General features: G+C 60.5%; 10 protein-coding genes. 5 read left to right on the forward strand and 5 right to left on the reverse strand.

Annotation, left to right across the window (positions count from 1 at the left end; genetic code table 11):
- Positions 1–302 precede the first annotated feature (302 nt).
- Together ACIOMO_RS07940 and ACIOMO_RS07945 are read right to left on the reverse strand one after the other, a co-directional pair.
- Positions 303–2,564: a hypothetical protein gene (locus ACIOMO_RS07940; RefSeq protein ID WP_401239731.1), complete on the reverse strand. Its 2,262-nt coding sequence runs from the start codon at positions 2,562–2,564 to the stop codon at positions 303–305.
- Between the two features lie 228 nt (positions 2,565–2,792).
- Positions 2,793–3,761: a nucleoside-specific channel-forming protein Tsx gene (locus ACIOMO_RS07945; protein WP_159815628.1), complete on the reverse strand. Its 969-nt coding sequence runs from the start codon at positions 3,759–3,761 to the stop codon at positions 2,793–2,795.
- Positions 3,762–4,310: 549 nt separating this feature from the next.
- Here ACIOMO_RS07945 and ACIOMO_RS07950 point away from each other — a divergent pair.
- The 3 genes from ACIOMO_RS07950 (at position 4,311) to mnmH (ending at position 17,261) form a co-directional block, all read left to right on the forward strand.
- A complete protein-coding gene (locus ACIOMO_RS07950) occupies positions 4,311–14,834 on the forward strand; it encodes an autotransporter-associated beta strand repeat-containing protein (protein ID WP_401239733.1) in 10,524 nt (3,507 codons plus the stop codon).
- Positions 14,835–15,123: 289 nt separating this feature from the next.
- Positions 15,124–16,158: a selenide, water dikinase SelD gene (gene selD, locus ACIOMO_RS07955; protein WP_401239735.1), complete on the forward strand. Its 1,035-nt coding sequence runs from the start codon at positions 15,124–15,126 to the stop codon at positions 16,156–16,158.
- Positions 16,158–17,261, forward strand: coding sequence for a tRNA 2-selenouridine(34) synthase MnmH (mnmH, locus tag ACIOMO_RS07960; protein ID WP_401239737.1), 1,104 nt, complete (start codon positions 16,158–16,160; stop codon positions 17,259–17,261). The genes selD and mnmH overlap by 1 nt, the downstream gene beginning before the upstream one ends.
- 110 nt (positions 17,262–17,371) lie before the next feature.
- Here the strand turns inward: mnmH and ACIOMO_RS07965 are convergent, their stop codons facing one another.
- Positions 17,372–18,046 carry a hypothetical protein gene (locus ACIOMO_RS07965; RefSeq protein WP_053121884.1) on the reverse strand — a complete coding sequence of 225 codons (675 nt, stop codon included), beginning with the start codon at positions 18,044–18,046 and terminating at the stop codon, positions 17,372–17,374.
- 342 nt (positions 18,047–18,388) lie between these two features.
- Between ACIOMO_RS07965 and ACIOMO_RS07970 the strand changes: the two genes are divergently transcribed.
- Both ACIOMO_RS07970 and hemB read left to right on the forward strand, forming a co-directional pair.
- Complete coding sequence (locus ACIOMO_RS07970) at positions 18,389–19,087, forward strand: glutathione binding-like protein (RefSeq protein WP_401239740.1); 699 nt, start codon at positions 18,389–18,391, stop codon at positions 19,085–19,087.
- Between the two features lie 239 nt (positions 19,088–19,326).
- Positions 19,327–20,301, forward strand: coding sequence for a porphobilinogen synthase (gene hemB, locus ACIOMO_RS07975; protein WP_401239743.1), 975 nt, complete (start codon positions 19,327–19,329; stop codon positions 20,299–20,301).
- A gap of 126 nt (positions 20,302–20,427) precedes the next feature.
- On the opposite strand, the gene ACIOMO_RS07980 is transcribed toward hemB, so the two are convergent.
- Positions 20,428–21,963, reverse strand: a complete 1,536-nt coding sequence (locus ACIOMO_RS07980) for an FAD-dependent monooxygenase (protein ID WP_401239745.1) — start codon at positions 21,961–21,963, stop codon at positions 20,428–20,430.
- Between the two features lie 274 nt (positions 21,964–22,237).
- Positions 22,238–24,442, reverse strand: a complete 2,205-nt coding sequence (locus tag ACIOMO_RS07985) for a TonB-dependent receptor (protein ID WP_401239748.1) — start codon at positions 24,440–24,442, stop codon at positions 22,238–22,240.
- Positions 24,443–24,494 lie beyond the last annotated feature (52 nt).

The raw sequence follows: 24,494 nt of genomic DNA on the forward strand, positions 1-24,494 counted from the left end.
ACGCACAGCTACCGCGACATGAAGTTTCAGAAAATCTGAAATCTGTCCTGGACGCTGGCGCGCCTTGATTTTGGGCGGACGGTCAAATCCGATCGCTGATTCGTCAGCGACCTACAAACGATAAGATCCGTCCCCAAGGCGCACAAGCCGGCGGATTCTGGCGTAGCTGTAGGCAATGGCGCAAGGTTGTGTAGCCTGGGAGAGTTTCTGCAGGTGTCTGTTAAACATCAGTGTTTAAAAAACGGTTCTCTGCAAGAGACTCATCTCCTGAGGTACGTCTTTTCATAGTGAAGGAAATGGCGTTAGAGCATGAATGTAAAATAATCAAAATATAAATGATCGGAGGTTTCAGTTTGGAATCGCGAAATAGACTCACCGGCTGGTGCTGAGAATTCGATCCATTTGTTGTGTGGGGTGTAATAATCCGGACTTCCTGGAAGTCGAAGTGTTTCTATTGGTTTGTCTCTGGAGTCATAAAAAGTGATCAGCGCTAAGTGGCTTTGAAAGGTACATGAGAATTTTATTTTTGTGCATGGAATGTCCAACAAAAAATTCACGGTATCAATTTCGGTATGAGACGGATGACTTTTTCCTCTTGAGACATTGATTCCTGGGCCATCCAGCATTCCAGGTAATTGATGTTGCTCTCTAATTCCGCACGTTCCACTACCGTTAATGCAGCTGATGGTCATTCTTGGGATCTTGAGAGATTCTCCTGATGAAATTTCGATTGTTGGATGGTTGTTGAAGTTTTCAGTGATGATGGGGCGAAGTAGGGTTGTTGTAAGTGTTGGGAGGCCTACAAGATTTTCTTCCTCGGTTTCTTCATTGAATGAGATTTTTAGATTTGATGTTATTGCTGTATTTGATTTCAGGCTCTGGAGAATTTTCCGTGGGAAGTTGATATAGACACCGTTCGTTGGTTCGAGAGAATCAATCGCACGTCCTTCCTCCAAAATGATGACATCGGGCTGTCCGCTCTCGAGCACTGCATGAACAAAGAGGTAGATTTTTTGCCCTTCAGCAATCATTGGCCAAGGTGCGACAAACACTGTTGCATCTCCAGGAAATGTTTGAAGGTCGAGTACTTTCTGCCCAACTGATCCCGTCGCTTCCTTGATTTCAGGTGTCGGAAATCGCGGATCTCCGTCAATCATTTTGATAACCCTCAATTCAAGTGCCGGTGATTCTCCAATCGGTTCGTCACCCTGATGCAAGCTCCACTTGAATTTCAGATCCTTGCCATGACGTGCAGCTAAAAACTCCGGTTTCAGCTGCACATTGGCCTTTTTATTACTGTCGAACGCCACCAGTGGAAACAGCGGTGAGCCTGCGGGTGCGTCAATCTCAATCAAGCGCGCATGGTCTCCTACTTGAGCATCAGGATATTCAACCTGTAAGGTCACACCCTGCGGGTACGCCAATGCGTCAATAGGATTCACTGCGGGTTGTAGCAACTTCGGTGGCTGCAAATTGCTTGTGTCTCGTCCTATGACTTGCGCATTGGCCGGTGTTGACGATCCGATAATTGCGCCATGGCGAATCAACTGATAAAGCACGTTTACCGAGCTATCCCTCACGACTTTGGCATGAGGGATATCCCACGCCAAATGAGTCGGTACTTGTGTAATAGGCAGTGTTTCCTCATGCCGCGCAATCACAACACCATTCAGTTCGGCGCTGAATAACAGGTAAATTGAGTCACCCACTTTCCAGAGCGAATCCGGTAAATGCACCAAGGCCCAGAGCGGCCCGCCTTTCATTTTTTCCAAATCGACAACCGTAGGATCGTCGTTGTTTTCGGTCGGTATCTCCCTGAGCACTGCCATTGGCAGCGTCAATCGGTTCAAGTGCACATCCGCCGTCACCACATCCGACCAAGTCGGTGGTCCTGATGGGTTAGTCACGTAATCGAGTACTCGGAATTTGAACTCAAAGTCCGAGTCATCCCCGCCCTGTTCCAGAACAGCTCTCGGGATCAGTATCACAAAATGTTGTGGGATCGGAGGAAGGGGAGAGACACTCTCGGGTAACACTCGATGTTCAACACGTACACCGTTGCAGTCGACGAGAATGCGGTCGTACCACTGGGTGTTTTTATAGGTGATGCTAACGCTCACGGCGTCCGCCTCATCGGGGCCGATGCTGTCGTGACTGACGCTGATAGTTAGTACTGGCGGCGTGTCGCCCGGCGGGGAGGTACGGTGCAGCAATATCAGGTCTGAGGTGAATTCCTCTTCCTGGGATGTGCGTTTAATACCGAACTTCATTCGGTTGTAGCCTTTTTGAAAGACACCGGTAGGTATCCGCAATGGCGTGTCATCGTTTTCCGCGCCTTTGGCGATTGTTGTACTGCTCACTAGATCATCGTTCAGGTAAAGCTTGAGTAAGTCGTTTTCTGCCTGAAGCAGATAGGCCCGCATGATCACCAGAAATCCGTCAGCCACGTTAGTGTCCGCAAGGGTTGCGCCGCCATGGGCTTGAACATCGGCGGGCACGAGGTCGACCATTTTTGGTGCCTTGGGCAGGGTCAGTTCTACAGCTTTGACTGCGCGGAAATTCATCGCCATCTCCAGATTTCAGGGGGGATTGCCTTGGCGATATCTAATGCGATGTGGGTGATGGCGTCACCTGTCAGATCTGACAGGGTAGGGTGGGTTTCGGATGGGCGGTTCTAGTTGTTGGCAAGCGTTTTTAACATCAAAAGATCGCAGCCTTCGGCAGCTCCTACAGGGGGGCCGCGAATTCTGTGTAGGAGCTGCCGAAGGCTGCGATCTTTTGATCTGTGTCCCTTAAAACTGGTAGCCCACGCCCGCGTAATACCCCCAGCCATTCGAACGCGCACGGAAGTTGCCGTCGCCAAAATTCAGCTCGCTGCCGTCTTCCCAATTGCCGCCATTGTGGAAATACCGGCCCACCAGCGTGAAGCGCAAATGCGTGAACGAGTACAGCAACACGTTGGTCGCTACCGTCGCATTGGCTGTTCGCGCCGGGTTGTCTTTGTGGATGTCGGAGCCGAAGTCGAAGTTGGTGAAGCCGATGTAGGTCAGTGAGGCGCCGTTGCTGAATTTGTCGATGGGCACGATGTATTTGAGTTGGGCGCGGTAGCCGTCCCAGGAATATTCGTTGCTCGCGCCGTAGTTTTCCCACTGATAACGGCCGTAGAGGTTGGCTGACAGGTTGACCCGCGAGTGCGTGTCGATGTCGGTGCCGAAGCCGCTGTAGAGGGTGTTGGCGCGGTTTTCCTTGCGGCTGCCGTGGTCGTAGATCCAGTCGAACGCGACGTACCATTCCTTGAACGGGCCGATGGCCAGGCTGCGGCCGGCGAGGTAGTCGATGGAGATGCGCGGTTCGTGTTCCATGAACAGCGGCGAGCCGTGATCCCACACGCCTTTGTCGTGGCTGTTGCCGATGTTGAAGATCTTCGGGACGTCGACGTAGCCGTACAGTTCAAACGGGCCTTTGCGGCCGAAGTACTCGTATTCCAGATAAATGTCGTCAGCGGGTTGCGGGCCGAAGCTGATGTCTTTGCTGCCGATCAGCATCAAGTCCTGGTTGTACCAGTCCGACAGGTACGCGCCTTTTTTTGGTGGACTGGCTTCGGGACTGAGGGCTTCGCCTTGGGCGGATTCTTCTGGCAGAACGGGCGGAGCGGGTTGCGCGAAAGCGCTGTGGCTGAGAAGTCCGGTAACGCCGGTCAGTAGCAAGGAAACAGTCAGCGTGCGCGCAATCGGAGCGCGAGGGGGGAGTGCGGCGTGCATTCAAAGTCCTTTTTTGCAGATCAAGGCCCGGCGTTCTGCGGGTCTGTAGGGTTTTGTTACGAAAATGCCGTGATTGACGCTGCGCAAACGTTTGCACAAGGCGTACCAATTATTTCAATGGGCTGAAATGTTGGAGGTTTTGCGGATTTTTTTGATGGATCGGTCAACTGAGGGGCGCGCCACAAATTCATGCTTGGAAAGAACCCTGTGGTGAGGGGATTTATCCCCGACGGGGCGCGAAGCGGCCCCCAAAAAGCCAAGGCCTGCTGCGCAGTCCATCGGGGATAAATCCCCTCACCACAGAGGCCATCCCACAGGTTTCAAATCAGCCTCAAGAGCCGTGATTACGGGTCAAAAGGCTTATTCCAGACCGCTCTAGCACCAAAGTATTAATGCCATTTAACCAATGCCCCATCGCAGGGCATCAACTAGCGTGTGTCAGGAATAGAACGGTTTTGTAATGACCGTCGCAGTCTTGATTCGCGTGTCGAATAAGCCGCTGCTTGTCCACGCCGTCAAGGAAGAATCTGGCCATACAAGGAGTAGCCCGTGGAAGCAAGGTTTGGTGTCGCCCTCGTCTCGCGTTTTTCCCCTCTTTCCCTTGCTGTGCATTTGAGCGTCGCCGGACTGTTGTTCGGCGGGGTGAGCACACCTGCGTTGGCTACGTGCTCCACATCCGGTTCGACCGTAACCTGTACCGGTGTGCCGTCACTGCCGCTGTTTCTGAATAGTTTTTCCAGTGCCACTAGTGGTTTGACGGTCAACGTCAACAGCGGGGCGCAGATGAACGCGTCCCTCGGCGGCCACGTGATGGACCTGACCGGGGTGAACATCTCCCTGAACAACTCCGGCACCATCGACCCGGCAGTCCTCGGGCTGATGTCGGTTTTGAGTGGCGGGGCATTCATCGGCAGTGGCGCTACCAGCACGGTCAGCGTGCTCAACAACGCTGGCGCGATCATGCGGGGCACCGGGATGTTACTGGGGCTCAACCTGACCAGCATCGACGGCCTGGCCCTTTCGGTTAACAACGCGGCAACCGGCACCACCAGCATCACCAACAACGGCACCATCACCTCGACCGGACTCTCGATCGGCGGCATCACGTTGGCGGATACCCCGGTGATCGGCGTCTATGGTGGCTCGCAGGTCAACATGACCAACAGCAGCACCGGCGTCATCAACGGCCGGATCGCGTTCGAAACGTCGGCGGCGGGCAACACCTTCACTAACGCCGGCGCGATTACCGGTGGTGTGTCGATGGGCGCGGCGAGCACCAACACCTTCACGGCAGTGACCGGATCTTCGGTGCAGGTGGGTGACGGTGTGCAGATCAGCGTCGGCCTCGGCGGTTTGATCGGCATCAACCTTACCTTCGCGCCAACCGGCACGGTCGATGGCGGCGCGGGCGGCACCAACAGCCTGATCCTGCAAAACCCGGCCGGCGTCGGCGGCGGTATCACCGGGACTGGCACGGCATCGAGCGCCACCTACGTCAACTTCAACAATCTGACGATCAACAGCGGCACCTGGACGTTGCAGGGGCCATTGGTCAGCGGCGCGACCACGCTCAATGGCGGTATCGCCAACTTCAACAACAACGCCACGTTCGGCAGCGGCGTGATCACTTCCAACGGCGGGATTCTGCAGGCGAGCAATGCCGGGTTGAATATCAGCAATCTGATTTCCCTCGGTGCTGGCGGCGTCACGGTACAAGGCGGCAATGCCACCACCCTGAGCGGGGTGATTTCCGGCAGCGGCGGTTTCACCAAGGCCGGTACCGGCCAACTTAACCTCGGCGCCGCCAACACCTATCTGGGCAACACCACGCTCAATGGCGGCACGGTACAGGTCAGCAACAATCAGGCATTCAGCACCGGCAGCCTTAACGTCACCGGCGCGACGACCCTGAGCGCACCGGGCACCATCAATCTGGCAAACGCCATCAGCCTCGGCGGCACATTGACCGCCGGTGGCACCGGTGCGCTGACCCTCGGTGGCTTGATCAGTGGCAGCAGTGGCCTGACCAAAACCGGCACCGGCAGCCTTACCCTCAGCGGCGCCAACACCGGTTTCACCGGCGCCACCACCCTCAGCGCCGGCAGCCTGCTAGTGACCAACAACAACTCGCTGGGCAGCGGCGCGCTGAACACTGCCGCCGGCACCAGTCTCGACAGCACCGCCAACGTCACGCTGGCCAATAACATCGGCATGACCGGCGCGCTCAACGTGCTCGGCAGCAATGCCTTGACCCTCGGTGGCGTGTTGAGCGGAACCGGCGGCATCACCAAATCCGGGACTGCCAGCCTGACCCTGACTGGCAACAACACCAACAGCGGCAACACGCTGCTCAATGCCGGCAGCCTGCTGGTGGGCAGCAATACCGCGCTGGGCACGGGTGCGCTGAATACAGCCGCCGGGACCACGCTGGATGCGACGGCGGCGGTGACCCTGGCCAACGCCGTCGCGGTGACCGGGGCGCTGACCGTTGGCGGCACGCAGGCACTGGGCCTGAGCGGTATCGTCAGCGGCGCCGGCAACTTGATCAAGAACGGCACCGCCAACCTGAGCCTCAGCGGCAACAACACCTTCTCCGGCGGCACCGCGCTCAACGCCGGCACATTGATTGTCGGCTCCAACACCGCGCTGGGCACCGGCGCGTTGACCACCGCAGCGGGCACCACTCTCGATGCCAGCACGGCGGTCGCACTGACCAACGCAGTTTCGCTGGGCGGCAATTTGAACGTCGGCGGCAGCGCCAATCTGACCCTCGGCGGCATCGTCAGCGGCAGTGGCGGGCTGACCAAAAACGGCGCGGCCAACCTGATTCTCAACGGTGCCAACACCTTCCTCGGTGCCATTGCGCTGAACGCCGGCACGATCACCGCAGGCGCCAACGCGGCGCTGGGCAGCGGCAATATCACCGTGGGCGGTGTGGCTACGCTCGACAGCAATGCAGCGGTAACGCTGAACAATGCGATCACTCTCAACAACAGCCTGGGGATCGGTGGCAGCAACGCGTTGACCCTCGGCGGCGTGATCAGCGGCGCCAGCCAACTGGTGAAAAACGGCGCCGCGAATCTCACGCTTAACGGCAGCAACACCTACAGCGGCGGCACCACGCTGAATGCTGGCAGCCTGACCGTCGGCAACGGTGCAGCACTGGGCACGGGCGCCTTGTCGGTGGAAGGTGCGGGCACGCTCAACAGCAGCTCGGCCGCGACCCTGAACAACAACGTGATTCTCAACGCCAACCTCACCGCTGGTGGCGCTAATGCGCTGACCCTCGGCGGGGTGATCAGTGGCAGCAACGGTCTGATCAAAACCGGCGCTTCGAGCCTGACCCTCAACGGCAGCAACACCTACACCGGCACCACGGCACTGAACGCCGGCTCGCTGATCGTCGGCTCCAGCACCGCACTCGGCACGGGCACACTCAACGCCTCGAACGGCACCACCCTTGATGCAAGCACCGCCGCGACGCTTGCCAACAACGTCAACCTCTCCGGCACTTTGACTGTAGGCGGCACTAATGCGCTGACTCTTGGCGGTGTCGTCGCCGGTATCGGTGGATTGACCAAGAACGGCGCTGCCGACCTGACCCTCAACGGCGCCAACACTTATTTTGGCAACACGGCGCTGAACACCGGCAAACTGACCGTCGGCAGTAACACCGCGCTGGGCTCCGGCACATTAAACGCGGCGGCCAACACTTCGCTGGACGCCAACACCGCCGTCAGCCTCAACAACGCCGTGGCGCTCGCCGGTGCCTTGAACATCGGCGGCACGGCGAATATGACGCTGACCGGCCTGGTCAGCGGTGCCGGCAGTCTGGTGAAAGACGGTGCGGCCAATCTGATTCTCAACGCCGCCAACAACTACCTCGGCGGCACCACGCTGAATGCCGGCACCCTGACCGTCGGCAACAGCTCGGCGCTCGGCTCCGGAGCATTGACTGTCGCTGGCGCGGCAACGCTGGACAGCAACTCCCCGCTGGTCAGCCTCAACAACGCGGTTGCTTTGAATGCTGCGCTGACGGTTGGCGGCACGCAGAACCTGACCCTCGGCGGCGTCACCAGCGGTACCGGCCAACTGATCAAAAACGGCACGGCCAATTTGACCGTCAACGGCAACAACACCTTCAGCGGCGGCACCACACTGAATGGCGGCACGCTGACCCTGGGCAATGCCAACGGTCTGGGCAGTGGCGCGTTGATTGTCGGCGGCGCGGCGACGCTGGATAACAGCGCCTCGTTCGGCATCGGTAACGCGATTACGTTGAACGCCGGGCTGACAGTCGCCGGCAACAATGATTTGAGCTTGAACGGCATCATCGACGGCGCCGGCAGTCTGACCAAAAACGGTCTGTCGGATCTGACCCTCGCTGGAAGCAACACCTTTACTGGTGCGCTGAATATCGTGTCCGGCAGCGTCACTACCCTCAACACCAATGCGCTGGGCAGCACTTCCGGGGTCAACATCAGCGCCGGCGCCGGGCTGAATCTGGGCAGCGATGCCAGCCTCGGCGCGCTGACCGGCAGCGGCAGTGTGCAACTGACCGGCAGTAACACCCTGACCGTCGGCGCCGGCAACGTCACCAGCACGTTCGACGGTGACCTCAGCGGCAGCGGCGGCCTGGTCAAAGTCGGCACCGGCACCTTGAACCTCACCGGGATCAACGGCATTACCGGCAACACCGCGATCGATGGCGGTATCGTGAATCTCAGTGGTTCGCTGGGCAGTGCGCAAGTCAACGTCAATACCGGCGGCACCCTGACCGGTACCGGCTCGGCGCTCGGCGCGATCAACATCAACAACGGTGGGCATCTGGCGTTGTCGTCGGGCAACACCTTGTCGGCGAGTGCTCTGACTCTTGGCGCCGGCAGCAACGTTGATGTGGCCCTGGGCACACCGTCGACCGCGTCGCTGATGAATGTCGGCGGCAACCTCACCCTCGACGGCAATCTCAACGTCAGCGATGCCGGCGGTTTTGGCGTTGGTGTATATCGTCTGTTCAACTACACCGGCGCCCTGACCAACCTCGGTCTGGACGTGGCCAGCGTGCCGGTCGGTTATGGTCTTGGCGATCTGCTGGTGCAGACTGGCGTGGCCAATCAGATCAATATTCAGGTGTCGGCGCCGAATTCCAATATCCGCTACTGGGACGGCAGTCAGACCATCGCCAACGGTGTGGTCGACGGTGGCAGCGGCACGTGGAATGCGGTCGGCACCAACTGGACCGACGCCAACGGTTTGGTCAACCAGCCATGGGCCGGCGACTTCGCGGTGTTCCAGGGCACCGCTGGCACCGTTACGGTCAACGGCACGCAAGCGTTCACCGGCATGCAATTCCTCACCGATGGCTACAACGTGGTCAACGGTGCGGCGGGGCAACTCACAGCGGTCAACGGCACCGGTGGCACCACTTCGTTGCGCGTTGATCCGGGTGTGACCGCGACCATCAATGCCAATATCGACGGCAGCGGCATCCTCAACAAACTCGACGCCGGCACGCTGGTACTCGGTGGTGCCAACGCTTATACCGGCGGCACGCAACTCGACGGCGGCAAAATCATTGTCGGCAGCAACACCGCGCTGGGCACCGGTACATTGACGGCGAATGCCGGCACGCAACTGGACAGCAACGCAGCCGTGACGCTGGCCAACGCTGCGACACTGAATGGCAACCTCACCGTGGTTGGCAGCAATGCGTTGACCCTCAATGGCGTGATTGGCGGTACTGGCGGCCTGATCAAAACCGGCACAGCGAATCTGACCCTCGGCGGCAATAACGCCTTTCTCGGGCCGGTCGCGCTGAACGCTGGCGGGCTGGTTCTGGCGTCGAACTCGGCGCTCGGTTCGGGCACTTTGAATGCGGCGGGCGGTACTACGCTGGATGCGAGCACGGCAGTGTCGCTGAACAACGCGGTCAACCTGGCCGGCAATCTCGGCATCGTCGGCACGGCGGATCTGACGCTGGCCGGCACGGTCAACGGCGCGGGCAGCCTGAGTAAAAATGGCGCGTCGAACTTGACCCTCAGCGGCAACAACAACTTCCTCGGCGGCACCACCCTCAACGCCGGCACCCTGACCGCCGGCAGCAACTCGGCGCTGGGTCTGGGCAACCTCACCGTCGCCGGTGCCTCGGCGCTGGACAGCAACAGCGCGCTGAGCCTGGGCAATAACGTCGTGCTCAACGCCAACCTGAGCAACACCGGCAGCAACAACCTGACGCTGGCGGGTGTAGTCAGCGGCGCGGGCGGACTGATCAAGGACGGCGCGTCGAACCTGACTCTCAACGGCATCAACACCTTCACCGGCGGCACCACGCTGAACGCCGGTACGCTGACCCTTGGTACCGGCGGATCTCTGGGCAGCGGCGTGCTGACCGTGGCCGGTGCTTCGACCCTCGACAACTCGGCGCCACTGGTGCTGGCCAACAATCTCAACGTCAACGCGAATCTGGCGCTGGCCGGTAACAACAACCTGACCCTCGGCGGCGTGATTGCCGGCGCCGGCACGCTGACCAAAAACGGTCTGGCCGACGTGACTTTGAGCGGCAGCAACACCTTCAGCGGCACCTTCGATGTGGCATCCGGCAGCCTGACCACGCTGAGTGGTGCGGCGCTGGGCAACAACGCCACGGTCAATCTCGCGGGTGGCGCGGCGCTGAATCTCGGTGCTTCGGGCAGCCTTGCCAGCCTCACCGGCAGCGGCACTGCGTTGATAGGTACCGGCAATACGCTGAGCCTCGGCGGCAATAACGTCAGCAGCACCTTCGCCGGCATTCTCAGCGGTGACGGCGGGCTGAGCAAACTCGGCACCGGCACTCTGACCCTCAGCGGCATCAGCGACCTGACCGGCGACACCAACGTCAACGCCGGTACCTTGCAGGTCGACGGTTCGCTGGCCAGCGGCAATGTGCTGGTCAATAACGGCGGCACCCTCGGCGGCAGCGGCACGTTGACCGGAGCCGTGACGGTGGCCGATGGCGGTCATCTGGCGGGCGTCACCGGCAGTACGCTGAACGTTAGTTCGCTGGTGCTCAACGGCAACTCCAACTTCGACGTTGGCCTCGGCACACCGGTCTCCGGCGGCGGCAATGCGCTGGTCAATGTCGGCGGCAACCTGACCCTCGACGGCACCCTCAACGTCAGCGACATCGGTGGTTTCGGCAGCGGCGTGTATCGCCTGATCGACTACACCGGCGGCCTGACCGACAACGGCATGCTGATCGGCACCGTGCCGGGCAGCGTCACTCCCGGCGATTTGACCCTGCAAACCGCGCTGGCCAACCAGATCAATCTGCTGGTGACCGCGCCGGGCGTCACCGTGCAGTTCTGGGACGGTAATCAATTGATTGCCAACGGTTCGGTCGAAGGAGGCAGCGGTACTTGGGGCACTGGCACCACCAACTGGACGGACGTCAACGGCACGACCAATCAGGCCTGGACCAGCAACTTCGCAGTATTCCAGGGCGCGGCGGGCACGGTCACGGTCAACGGCGCGCAAACCGTCACCGGGCTGCAATTTGTCACCGACGGCTACAGCCTGCAAAACGGCACGGCTGGTTCGCTGAATCTGGTCAACGGCTCCTTGGGCAACGCCACTGTGCGTGTTGACCCGAACGCCACCGCGACCATCGGCGTAGCGCTCAACGGCGCCGGCACGCTGGGTAAATACGACACCGGTACGCTGGTGCTCAACGCGGCCAACGGTTACACCGGCGGCACGGCGCTTAACGGCGGCAAGATTGTCGTGGGCAACGACGCAGCGCTCGGCACGGGCGTCTTGACCGCCGCCGACGGCACCGCGCTGGACAGCAACGCGGACATCAGCCTCGCCAACGATGTGCTGCTCAACGGTGGCTTGAATATCGCCGGCAGCAACGCCTTGACCCTCGACGGTGATGTCAGCGGCAGCGGCAGTCTGATCAAGTCTGGCACTTCGAGCCTGACCCTCAACGGCAACAACACTTACAGCGGTGGCACGCAACTCGCCGACGGTTCGCTGGTGCTGGGCAATAACAGCGCCATCAGCAGCGGTGCCTTGAGTGTGACCGGCAACGGCACTCTCGACAGCACCTCGGCGCTGCAACTGGCCAACGCGATCAACCTCGGTGCGCAACTGACCCTGGCCGGTAACCAGGACACCACACTGCTCGGCGCGATCACCGGCACCGGCAGTCTGCTGAAAAACGGCACGGCTGATCTGACGCTCAGCGGCGCCAACACTTACAGCGGTGGCACCACGTTGAATGGCGGCAACACCTTCGGCGACACCAGCAGCCTGCAAGGCGCGATCGTCAACAACGCGACGCTGACCTTCGAGCAAAACGCCGATGGCAGCTACACCGGCAACCTCACCGGCACCGGCACGCTGAACAAAACCGGCACCGGCCAATTGCTGCTGACCGGCAACAACGGCTTCACCGGCAACACCTCGGTGCAGGCGGGCAACCTGAGCGTCAACGGCGTGCTCAACAGCGCCAACGTCGCGGTGGCCAGCGGTGCCAGTGTTGGCGGCAGCGGCACGCTCGCTGGCAACGTGCAACTGGCCGACGGCGCAACATTGCTCGGTGGCGGCGCAGCGGCGCCATTGTCGGTCGGTGCGCTGAGCTTGTCCTCGGGCACTAACCTGGACTTCAGCCTGGGTTCGGCGGCAAGTTCCACCACCGTGGTCAACGTCGCCGGCAATCTGACCCTCGACGGTACGCTGAACATCAGCAACGCCGGCGGCTTCGGCACTGGCGTCTATCAACTGTTCAGCTACGGCGGCAGCCTGACCGACAACGGTCTGGTCTATGGCAGCCTGCCGGTGCCGGTCGACAACCTGACGCTGCAAACCGCGATTGCCAACCAGATCAACCTGCTGGTGCAAAACGCCCCGGGTGAAGTGCAGTTCTGGAACGGCGGCAAAACCAATCCGGACGGCACCATCGGTGGCGGTAGCGGCGTGTGGGGCCCGGACACCAACTGGACTGACCCGACCGGTACTCAGGCGCAAGGTTCGACCGGTCAATTCGCGGTGTTTGGCGGCACGGGTGGCACGGTCACCGTGGTCGGCAATCAGCAATTCACCGGCATTCAGTTCCTTGCCAACGGCTACAACCTGACACCGGGTGCGGGCGGCACGCTGACCCCGGTCAACGGTGCCGACGGCAGCCTCGCACCGGTGCGGGTCAATGCCGGGGCCAGTACCGAAATCGCCGTGCCACTGGTGGGCACCGGGGGTATCGAGAAACTGGATTCCGGCACGTTGATTCTCAGTGGCGCGAATACTTACAGCGGTGGCACCACCATCAGCGGCGGTACGCTGATCGGTAACACCACCAGCCTGCAAGGCAACATCCTCGACAACGCTGCGTTGGTGTTCCAACAGAATGTTGACGGTCGTTTCAATGGGACGCTCAGTGGTAGCGGATCGATCGCCAAACGGGGCGACGGCACGCTGTTGTTGACCGGTAATCAACCATTCAGCGGCACGGTGGCGGTGGATCAAGGTGTGCTGCAAGTGGGCAGCCGCGATGCGACGGCTTCGCTCGGTGGCCAGGTGACCGTGGCCAACGGTGCAGGTCTGAGCGGCAACGGCAGCGTCGGCTCGGTTGTCAACCACGGTGTAGTGGCGTCGGGCGGCGAGGCGGGCAATCTGAGCGTCGCCGGCAACCTGACCAACGCCGCTGATGGTGTGCTGGCCCTGACGGTCAACTCGCCAACCGCCACGCCGTTGGCTGTCGGCGGCACGGCGGCACTGGACGGTGGTCTGCAAGTGACAGCACTGGCGCCGTTCACGGGCGCCACCACTTACACGCTGATCACGGCGGGCGGTGGTGTCACTGGCACCTTCAGCGCAGCGGATCTGCCGCAATACGCCTTCCTCAGCACCGCGCTGGTGTATGACGCCAATGCGGTGAACCTGGCGGTCAGCCGCAACGGCAACTCGTTTGCCGATGTCGCCGCCACCGGCAACCAAAGTCGTACTGCTACCGCGCTGGACAACAATGGCCCGGCCGGCGCCGAGTTGCAGAACCAGATCATCAACCTCAGCGTGGCCGGTGCGCGCAATGCCTTCGACAGTCTGTCCGGGGAGATTCATGCCAGCACCGCCAGCGCGATGCTTGAGGATTCACGTTACGTGCGCGAGGCGGTCAACGATCGCATGCGCCAACCGTCGTGCAGCGCTGCGGATGATCCACGCCGCGCGCTGGCGCCAAGTGACAACCAACTGAGCAGCAACGGTTGCCACGGCGAAATGGTCGGCTGGGCGCGCGCACTCGGCGCCTGGGGTGAATCGGATGGCGACAGCAACAGCGCCAGCCTCGATCGCAACCTCAGCGGCTTCATGCTCGGCACCGACAAGCAACTCGACGATTCGTGGCGCGTGGGCATGGCGGCCGGTTACACCCGCAGCGACCTCGATGCCCATGATCGTCAGTCGGATGCCACCGTCGAAAGCTACCACCTGGCGGCGTACCTCAACTCGCAGTTCGATGCACTGGCGGTGCGCCTCGGCGCGGCGTACAGCTGGCACGACATCGAGACCAAACGCGACGTCAGCGTCGGCAGCTACAACGATCGTCTGGAAGCCAACTACGACGCGCGCACTGCGCAAGTGTTCGGTGAAGTCGGTTACACCGTCGAAGCGGCCGGCATCGCGCTGGAGCCGTTCGCCGGTCTGGCGTACGTCAACTACGACAGCGACAAGGCCAAGGAAAAAGGCGGGGTAGGGCGTCTGAAGGCGGAAGCCGATCAGGACATCACCTTCTCCACCCTCGGCCTGCGCGCCGGCAAAGTCATCACCCTGGCCAACGGCGGGCAATTCACCCCGCGCGCGGCCATCGGCTGGCGCCATGCCTTCGGCGACACCAAACCGGACGCCGACCTGACCTTCATCGACGGCGGCGCCTCGTTCAGCACCCAAGGTGTGCCGATCGCCAAGGACAGCGCGATCGTCGAAGCGGGCGTCGACTTCCAGATCAGCCCGACCGGCAAACTGGGCATTGGTTATTCGGGGCAACTGTCGAATGACAACAATGACCATGCGATGACGGTGAGCTTTAGTCTGGGTTTCTGATTAGGGTTGAAGCACCTGTTTAACCGCCCGCAAGGGCGGTTTTTTTTGGTTCGCCACAAGGGTCAGGTCGTACCCCTGTGGCGAGGGGATTTATCCCCGTTGGGTTGCGAAGCAGCCCCAAAACCATTCACATCGGTGTGTCAGAAAAATTTGGTTGTCTGGATTTGGGCCTGCTGTGCAGGCCAGCGGGGATAAATCCCCTCGCCACAGGGGCCCTCACAGACACCGCAAAAATCTGCGGCCCCGCGCTCTGCTAGAATCCGCCCCATTCACTGCCAGAGATTCCCACATGAGCGAGCCGATTCGTCTGACCCAATACAGCCACGGTGCCGGTTGCGGCTGCAAGATTTCCCCGCAGGTGCTGGAGGTGATTCTCGCCGGCAGCGGTGCGCAGAACCTTGATCCGAAACTGTGGGTCGGCAATGCCTCGCGTGATGACGCGGCGGTGTACGAGATCGATGCCGAGCGCGGTGTGGTCTCAACCACCGACTTTTTCATGCCGATCGTCGACGACCCGTTCGACTTCGGCCGCATTGCTGCGACCAACGCGATCAGCGACATCTACGCGATGGGCGGCGATCCGTTGATGGCGATTGCGATCCTCGGCTGGCCGGTCAATGTGCTGGCGCCAGAAGTGGCACGCGAAGTGATTCGTGGCGGCCGCTCGGTGTGCGACGCGGCGGGGATTCCGTTGGCGGGCGGGCATTCGATCGATGCGCCAGAGCCGATTTTCGGACTCGCCGTTACGGGGCTCGTGGAAAAACGCCACATGAAGCGCAACGACACCGCCACCGCCGGTTGCCTGTTGTACCTGACCAAACCGCTGGGCATCGGCATCCTCACCACCGCCGAGAAGAAGGGCAAATTGCGCGCTGCTGATGTCGGCGTGGCTCGCGACTGGATGTGCACCTTGAACAAACCCGGCAGCCGCTTCGGCAAACTCGCCGGCGTTACGGCGATGACCGACGTCACCGGTTTCGGCCTGCTCGGCCATCTGGTCGAAATGGCTGACGGCAGCCAACTGACCGCGCGCATCGCTTACGACAAGGTGCCGCGTCTGGACAGCGTCGAGTACTACCTCGATCAGGGCTGCGTACCCGGTGGCACGTTGCGCAATTTCGACAGCTATTCGAGCAAGGTCGGCCGCGTGCAGGAGCTGCACAAACGCGTGCTGTGCGACCCGCAAACCAGCGGCGGTCTGTTGATTGCCGTGACGCCTGAGGGCGATGCCGAGTTCCTTCGTGTCGCCGCCGAACTGGGTCTGAGCCTGGCGCCGATCGGCGAACTGGTTGAGCGACAGACGAACGCAGTCGAGGTGATTTGATGCTCCGCGACTGCACCGACTACCAGGATATTTTCCTCAACGACCGGCCGCTGATGGATGCCCGCGCGCCGGTCGAGTTTCACAAAGGCGCGTTTCCCGGCGTGATCAACCTGCCGCTGATGAACGACCTCGAACGGCAGAAGATCGGCACCTGCTACAAGCAACACGGTCAGCAGGCGGCCATCGAGTTGGGCCATCAATTGGTGTCCGGTGCGGTGAAGGCCGAGCGCATCCAGGCCTGGACCGATTTCGCCCGGGCCCATCCTGAAGGGTATATCTATTGTTTTCGCGGTGGCCTGCGTTCGCAGATCACTCAGCAGTGGCTGCGTGATGAGGCGGGCATCGACTATCCGCGCGTCGGCGGTGGTTACAAGGCAATGCGCAACTTCCTCATCGACACCACTGAGCAAGCTATCGCGCAATGTGATTTCGTCCTGCTCGGCGGCATGACTGGCACCGGTAAAACCGAAGTGTTGCTGCAGTTGCGTAACAGCCTGGATCTGGAAGGTCACGCCAATCATCGCGGCTCCAGTTTCGGCAAACGCGCCACCGGGCAGCCATCGAACATCGATTTTGAAAACCGTCTGGCCATCGACATTCTCAAGAAGCGTGCTGCCGGGATCGAGCAGTTCGTGCTCGAGGATGAGAGCCGGGTGGTCGGCAGTTGTGCTTTGCCGCTGCCGCTGTATCAGGGCATGCAGCAGTACCCGATGGTCTGGCTGGAAGACAGTTTCGAAGATCGCGTCGAGCGGATCCTGCGCGATTACGTCGTGGATCTGTCGGCGGAATTTGTGGCGGTGCACGGGGAGGAGGGGTTTACCTTGTTCTCGGAGCGGCTGCTGGAGAGCCTGAACAACGTGCAGAAGCGTCTCGGTGGCGAGCGGCATCGGCGGTTGCTGGTGTTGATGGAGGAGGCGCTGATCGAGCAGGGGCGTAGCGGGTCGGTGGATCTGCATCGCGGCTGGATCGAAGGGATGCTGCGCGAGTATTACGACCCGATGTATGTGTTTCAGCGCGAGAAGAAGGGCGGGCGGATTGAGTTTGCCGGAGAGAGCGGGGCGGTGATTGAGTATTTGCGGGGGCGGGTGAGTCAGAAGGATTGATGTTGAATTGACTGGCCTCATCGCGAGCAGGCTCACTCCTACAGGGGGAACGCATTTCAACTGTAGGAGTGAGCCTGCTCGCGATGGGGCCGGGTCAGACAACAAATGACTCAGGTCGGACAAGTTTCCTTGCCATGATCCAGCCCCTGCTTGTAGCTGTGGCTCTGCAAACTGGCCTTACCGTTGTGCCAGGTCAACGTCAGCACATACAACGAATCGAAATCGTCGCCCGACCAGTCATCGGTAATGCTCTGCTTACCGCCCACCGCGTTGCCCGCGACTTTATTGATCAGTTCCGGCAAATAACCGTGTGACCAAGCCGTGTAGATCGTCGAGTTGTGATACTTGTCGGCAGTCAATTCGCGGGCCAGATCGCTGGTGTCATTGGCGGAGAACTCGATGTTCACCGGTAGACCGAGCTTGATCGCCGCCGGGCTGATGGTCATCAGCGGGCGAATGTAGCTGTAGGAGTTATCCAGCTCGCCTTCCTCGACATTGCGCGTCGGATTGGCGGCGAATACGTAATCGGCCTTGCCGAATTTTTCCGGGAGCAGGGTCGACAGATCGATGGCGCGGTTCAGGCCCTGGCAATTAAGCTGGCCGAGACCGCCCTCGGGTTTTTCCGCGTGGCGCAGGAACACCAGAGTCTGCGTACCGTCCGCCGGTTGCGCGCGACTTTCACTGGATTCAAGCGACAGGAACAGCGCACTGACCGCCATCAACGACGGCAGGATCATGTACGCGCGATGTTTGAAATGTTTGGCGAAACGCATAAGGTTCGTCATCAAATAAAAGGTTCTTCAGCATGTCCGGTTAAGGCTGACAAACCTTTACACCTCGGGCTTCCAGCGCCGGGTGTGTTCCCTGTCGTAGTGCGCTTCCATTGCGAAAGGCTTAGCTCAGAGTCCTCTGAACCCGATTTGGTTCGATTTTCTCGAGTGCGCAGCACTCTAACGGCAACCACGAATGGCTAGGTGGAAGGTTAACGACAGAATGTTACGGTTGATGCAGGAGCTGCCGCAGGCTGCGATCTTTTGACCTTGCTTGAAGGCTCAAGATCAAAAGATCGCAGCCTTCGGCAGCTCCTACATTAATATCGGGTTTCAATTTGTGACTGGATGCTACCCATGACCGATCTGTCCGCGTTCCCGATCACCCAGAAATGGCCGGCGCAGTACCCTGACTGGATTCAGCTCTATTCCCTGCCGACCCCCAACGGCGTCAAAGTCTCGATCATGCTCGAAGAGATCGGCCTGCCTTACGAGCCGCACCGCGTGGGTTTCGACACGCAGGATCAAATGTCCCCCGAGTTCCTGTCGCTGAGCCCGAACAACAAGATCCCGGCGATCCTCGACCCTCACGGCCCGCAAGGCGAGCCACTGCCATTGTTCGAATCCGGCGCGATCCTGATCTACCTCGCCGATAAGAGCGGCCAGTTGTTGGCTCAAGAAGGCGCGTTGCGCTACGAGACCATTCAGTGGCTGATGTTCCAGATGGGCGGTATCGGGCCGATGTTCGGTCAGCTTGGTTTCTTCAATAAATTCGCCGGCAAGGATTACGAGGACAAGCGTCCGCGCGATCGTTATGTCGAGGAAAGCAAGCGTCTGCTTAACGTGCTCAACGGCCGGCTCGAAGGCCGCGACTGGATCATGGGCGAGCGCTACACCATCGCTGACATCGCCACGTTCCCGTGGGTACGCAACTTGATCGGGTTTTATGAAGCCGGAGATTTGGTGGGCATTCAGAACTTCCCGAACGTCACGCGCGTGCTGGAGAAATTCCTCGCCCGCCCAGCCGTAATCCGCGGCCTGACCATCCCCTCCTGACACCCCTATCCCCTGTAGGAGCTGCCGAAGGCTGCGATCTTTTGATCTTGTTAACAATCAACATCAAAAGATCGTCCGATCGCGGCCCGAGCCTTCGGCAGCTCCTACAGGATCCGGGATTATTGCGTACCCGGTAACGCTCTCTTGATTGATCCAGGTTTGTACCTCACCCCCCGCAAGGCATAAGCTTCGCCCCCTACGACTTTCGTCTCATCTGCCGTTTTTTCAGGAAAGGCCCCATGTCCAGTCAGTTCCCCGAAGCACGTCCCCGCCGTCTGCGCCGCAATGCGAGCCTGCGCAGCCTGTTCCAGGAAACCGAATTCAGCCTGAACGACCTGGTGCTGCCGATCTTCGTCGAAGAAGAAATCGACGACTTCGTGCCGATCAAAAGCATGCCCGGCGTGATGCGTATTCCCGAGCGCAAACTGGCCAGCGAGATCGAGCGCTATGCGCGCGCCGGCATCAAATCGGTGATGACCTTTGGTGTGTCGCATCATCTGGACGGCAACGGCAGCGACACCTGGCGCGAAGACGGTCTGGTTTCGCGCATGTCGCGCATCGCCAAAGACGCTGTGCCGGACATGATCGTGATGTCCGACACTTGCTTCTGCGAATACACCGATCACGGCCACTGCGGCGTGATGCACAACCATGAAGTCGACAACGACCAGACCCTGATCAACCTCGGTAAACAAGCCGTGGCAGCGGCCAGCGCTGGCGCTGATGTGATTGCGCCGTCGGCAGCGATGGACGGTCAGGTGCGGGCGATTCGTCAGGCGCTGGACGCGGCCGGTTTCACCCAGATTCCGATCATGGCCTATTCGACCAAATTCGCTTCGGCGCTGTACGGCCCGTTCCGCGAGGCCGGTGGCAGCGCGCTGAAGGGCGATCGCAAAAGCTATCAGATGAACCCGATGAACCGCCGCGAAGCACTGCGTGAATCGCTGCTTGATGAGCAGGAAGGTGCCGACGCACTGATGGTCAAACCGGCCGGTGCGTACCTGGACATCATCCGCGATATCCGCGAAGCCTCGAACTTGCCGTTGTCGGCGTATCAGGTCAGCGGCGAGTACGCGATGATCAAGTTCGGCGCGCAGGCAGGGGCGATTGATGAGGGTCGTGTGGTGCGCGAAAGCCTGGGTGCGATCAAGCGTGCGGGTGCGGATCTGATCTTTACCTACTTCGCGATGGACCTGGCCCTGGCCGGGATCTAAGCAACAGCGCAAATCAAAACTGTAGGAGTGAGCCTGCTCGCGAAGGCGTTGTATCAGTCAACATTGATGTCGGCTGATACAACGCCTTCGCGAGCAGGCTCACTCCTACAGGGGATTTGCGCTGGGTCAGGAGTAATTGAAGAACGGTCGGATGCCGTGATCGCGGAAGTAGCGCTCAATCACTTTCGGATCCGCGCTGTTATCGGCAATCGCCACATAGGTATCCGGGCGCAGCAGGTAAAAGCCGTTGCGCCCCAATCCCGCTGTTTCAAACGCCGGGCGCCAGTCGAACACATGCAGCGGCAGATGATGTTCATTGCACCAGGCGATCATCTCGTCGCTGGTGTCGCCGTACACATGCACCTGCCAGCACGGCTGGCGCAACGGTTCGTAATTATCCCCCTCACCATCATGCGCCCACGGCAAGCGATCGCCGCCGTGCACATGGCCGGCCACGCCTTGGCTCAGCGGCATGCCGCGATAGTTGAGAGTGACTTGTGAAACCGTGCGAAAGAGGAATTCGCGACTGGCCTCGAATGAGGCCATTTTCGGGATCACAAACGGTGCCAGCCGCGTGCGCAGCAGGTCGGCGAGACGTCCCTCGGCGGTGACGAAGCTGAAAACTTTATCGGTCGTCGACACCAGTTTGCGGGCGAAGGCGATGCGTTCGGTTTCGTAAGTGTCGAGCAACTCCTGCATGGCCGCGCCGCTGAGCACTGCCGCCAGTTTCCACGCCAGATTGATCGCATCGCCGATGCCGGTGTTCATGCCTTGCCCGCCAGCCGGGCTGTGCACGTGCGCGGCATCGCCGAGCAGAAACGCCCGGCCACCGCGAAAGTGCTCGGCGACGCGGTGATGCACGCGATACGTGGAGAACCAGTGGACATCTTCAACATGGACGTTCAGGTGTTCGATGGCGCGGCTGCTGACGTCGGAAAACTCCAGCGTCTCCGCCCGCTGCGCCCGTTCATCGCGCACGGTGCCGATCAACCGCGCGCGACCTTCGCCGGCCAGAGGGAAGACCGCGAGAAAATCTGCCTCGTCGAGATCGATGTGCAACTCGCCATTCATCGCCGGGCCGCTGGCCTGCACATCCGCCACGTAGAAAATCTGCTGATAAGTACCGCCGGGGAAACCGGCGTCGAGGGCTTTGCGCACCACCGAACGGGCGCCATCGCAGCCGGCCAGATAACAGGCCTGGCAGATCTCCTGCTCGCCATCGGGCAGGCGCAAATGCGCGGTAAGGCCGTCGCCATTCTCGGTGAAACTCTCCAGCGTGGTGTTGCGCTCGACGGTGACGCCGTAGTCTTCGAGTCGTTCGATCAGCAGTTTTTCGTGTTGATCCTGCGGGAAGATTTCGACAAATGCGTAGGGCGTCAGGCCCTCGCCGATACGGTTCAGCGGCAGCTTCGCGACCGGTTTGCCACTGACCCAGAAATTCGCCGCCGCGACTCGGTGGCCGTTGCGCACGATGGTGTCGGAGAGATCCAGTTGCCGGTACAACTCAAGTGTTCGCGCCTGCACTGCCAGCGCCCGCGATGTGGTGCCGGGGGCCGAGGTTTTGTCGATGATGCGCACGCGTACGCCGAGTTTGCTCAGCCACAGGGCCAGCACCAGACCGGTGGGGCCGGCGCCGGTGATTAATACGTCGCTGCGGTGCATGAGAGAGTCCTCTGCATGGGGTGCAGCAAGTATGGATCAGAAGGAGAGGGTGGCCAGTGGATTGGTCAGATGGTCGGTGTTCGGCTTGGGGGCTGATGCGTGGCGTAGATCCGTGCCCCTCACCCCAGCCCTCTCCCGAGGGAGAGGGGGCCGATTTGTGGGCTTTTCAAACTGTGCGTCCAACTCGGTGGCACACGCCGGCGTACCTCGAAAAAACACCTCAGTTAGTCCCCTCTCCCTCCGGGAGAGGGCTAGGGTGAGGGGCTTTTCAGGCTTAGAAATCAATCGTCCCCGACAACTTCGCCACCCGCGGTTCACCCTGGGTCAGGTAACCGCCCTGAGCCGATTCCCAGTACTTCTTGTTCGCCAGGTTCTCCACGCCCAGACGCAACGTCACGTCCTTCTCCGACACCTTGAACGCATACCGCGCACCCGCATCGAAACGGTTCCACGTCGGCAGGCTCAGGTTGTTCGCCGCATCCGCATACTGACCACCGGTACGCAGCATCCGCGCATTCAGCGCGACACCTTGCAGACCCGGCACATCCCAATCTGCACCCGCGTTGAACTGGAACGTCGGCACGCCAATCGCCCGGTTGCCGTCGTTGGCGCCGTTCTGGGTGTTTTTCAGTTCGGTGTCCATCAAGGTCAGGCCGCTGATCAAACGCAGACCGCTGATCGGTTCGCCGAAGACGTTCATTTCCACGCCTTTGTTGACCTGCTCGCCCTCACGCACGTAGGTGCAAGTGGTCGCACTGTCGATCTCGCAGTAACCGTCGCTCGGTTGCTCGATACGGTAAACACCCAGGCTCGCGCCATACGTGCCCATGTCGACTTTCACCCCAGCCTCGGTCTGCTTGGAGCGAGCCGGTGCGTAAACCTCGTTGCCGTTGGTCACGCGGAAGCCGCCGCTGCTGGTTGGCGACGTCGGACCCTGCGCCAGGCCTTCGATGTGGTTGGCGTAGAACGACACGTGATCCCACGGTTTGAACACGATGCCGTAGACCGGCGTGGTGATCGATTCGTCGTAGCTCGAAGAGCGCGGGCCGCTGCCGTAGCTGGCGTAGCTGTAACCCTGCACGACCAATTGCTGACGACGTAGGCCGGCAGTAACGAGCAGGCGATCGTCGAAGAAACCGAGGGTATCGGACAGCGCGATACTGCGGTTGAAGGTCTTGCCGGTGATGCCCGGATCGCTGTTGTCGCCACCAGAGAAGTTACCGTTCGGCGACGGCGTTTCCACCGGGTGATAGATGTTGTTGGCGTATTTGGTCAGGTCGAAATCGTAGGCGCTGCGTTGTTCTGTCCAAATGCCGGTCAGGCCGAAGTTGAGCTTGTGGCTGACCGCGCCAGTGTCGAATTTGCCGTTGAGGCCGGCCATGACGCTGGTGTTGTCTTCGTCGTGGGGGATGAACGAACCGGTGGTGAACGAAGCACCGTTGTTGCCAACCAGCGTGGTCGAGTTGTAGCGCCCGACTTCGCGGGTGTGCTTGGCGCCGCCGGCAGCGTAGGCAGTCCAGTTATCGTTCAGATCGTATTCGGCGCGGAGCATGCCGAAGGTGTCTTCGATGTCGGTGTAACCCCACTTCGGCGCATAGTTGGTGTCAGCCGATGGCGCATCCGGAATGTGTGTGGCTGTGCCGAGGTTGACCGAGTTGCGACCACCGTTGACGCGTTCTTTCTGATAGGCGAAATCGCCGGACAGGCGGAGGGCATCGCCGCGATAATCGAGGCCGATGGCGAACAGTTTCGAGCGCTGGTTTTCGTGATCAATGCCGGTATCGCCTTCACGCTGCGACAGGTTGATCCGCGCGCCGAAGCGGTTGTCTTCACCGAAACGCTGGCCGATGTCGAAGTGCTGGCCGACGCGACCTTCGCTGTTGATGTCGGTGGTGAAGCGACGCAGCGGCTCGTCGCCGGCGCGTTTTGGTTGCAGGTTTACGCCACCGCCGATGCCAGAACCGGTCGGGGTCACGCCGTTGATAAAGGCGTTCGGGCCTTTGAACACTTCCACACGTTCCAGGGCGTCGGTGGAAATGATCTGCCGTGGCAGCACGCCGTAGAGGCCGTTATAGGAAATGTCGTCGCCATTCAGCGGCAGGCCACGAATCATGAACACCTGCGACTGGTTGGAAAAACCCGACGCCTGACGTACCGACGAATCGTTGAGCAGCACGTCGGCGACGTCTTCGGCTTGCTGATCCTGAATCAGTTGTTCGGTGTAGGACGCAGCGCTGAACGGCACGTCCATCATGTCCTGATTACCCAACACGCCGAGCTGACCGCCACGCGCGACCTGACCACCGCTGTAAACCGGGGGCAGGGCGTTTGGCGTTGGGGCTTGGGCATTGATGTTGACGTTGTCGAGCACCAGCTCTTTGCTGTCAGCTTCGGCGGCGTGAGCGGTAACAGTCAGGGAGCACAGCAGGGCGAGCAACGTCGGGCGGAACGGGACGGCGAGTCGGGCTGGAGCGGGCATTGTTGTACCTGGAGGCGCACGGCCGGTGAGAAAAGTTAGGGCGGCGCGGGAA

Origin of the sequence: Pseudomonas sp. NPDC087804 (assembly GCF_044742965.1) — a bacterium.
Lineage (GTDB): Bacteria > Pseudomonadota > Gammaproteobacteria > Pseudomonadales > Pseudomonadaceae > Aquipseudomonas > Aquipseudomonas rustica.

Coding starts and splice junctions, on each gene's coding strand:
- ACIOMO_RS07940 (WP_401239731.1), bottom strand. CDS start 2,564: ATGAATTTCCGCGCAGTCAAAGCTGTAGAACTGACCCTGCCCAAGGCA.
- ACIOMO_RS07945 (WP_159815628.1), bottom strand. CDS start 3,761: ATGCACGCCGCACTCCCCCCTCGCGCTCCGATTGCGCGCACGCTGACT.
- selD (WP_401239735.1), top strand. CDS start 15,124: ATGAGCGAGCCGATTCGTCTGACCCAATACAGCCACGGTGCCGGTTGC.
- mnmH (WP_401239737.1), top strand. CDS start 16,158: ATGCTCCGCGACTGCACCGACTACCAGGATATTTTCCTCAACGACCGG.
- ACIOMO_RS07965 (WP_053121884.1), bottom strand. CDS start 18,046: ATGACGAACCTTATGCGTTTCGCCAAACATTTCAAACATCGCGCGTAC.
- ACIOMO_RS07970 (WP_401239740.1), top strand. CDS start 18,389: ATGACCGATCTGTCCGCGTTCCCGATCACCCAGAAATGGCCGGCGCAG.
- hemB (WP_401239743.1), top strand. CDS start 19,327: ATGTCCAGTCAGTTCCCCGAAGCACGTCCCCGCCGTCTGCGCCGCAAT.
- ACIOMO_RS07980 (WP_401239745.1), bottom strand. CDS start 21,963: ATGCACCGCAGCGACGTATTAATCACCGGCGCCGGCCCCACCGGTCTG.
- ACIOMO_RS07985 (WP_401239748.1), bottom strand. CDS start 24,442: ATGCCCGCTCCAGCCCGACTCGCCGTCCCGTTCCGCCCGACGTTGCTC.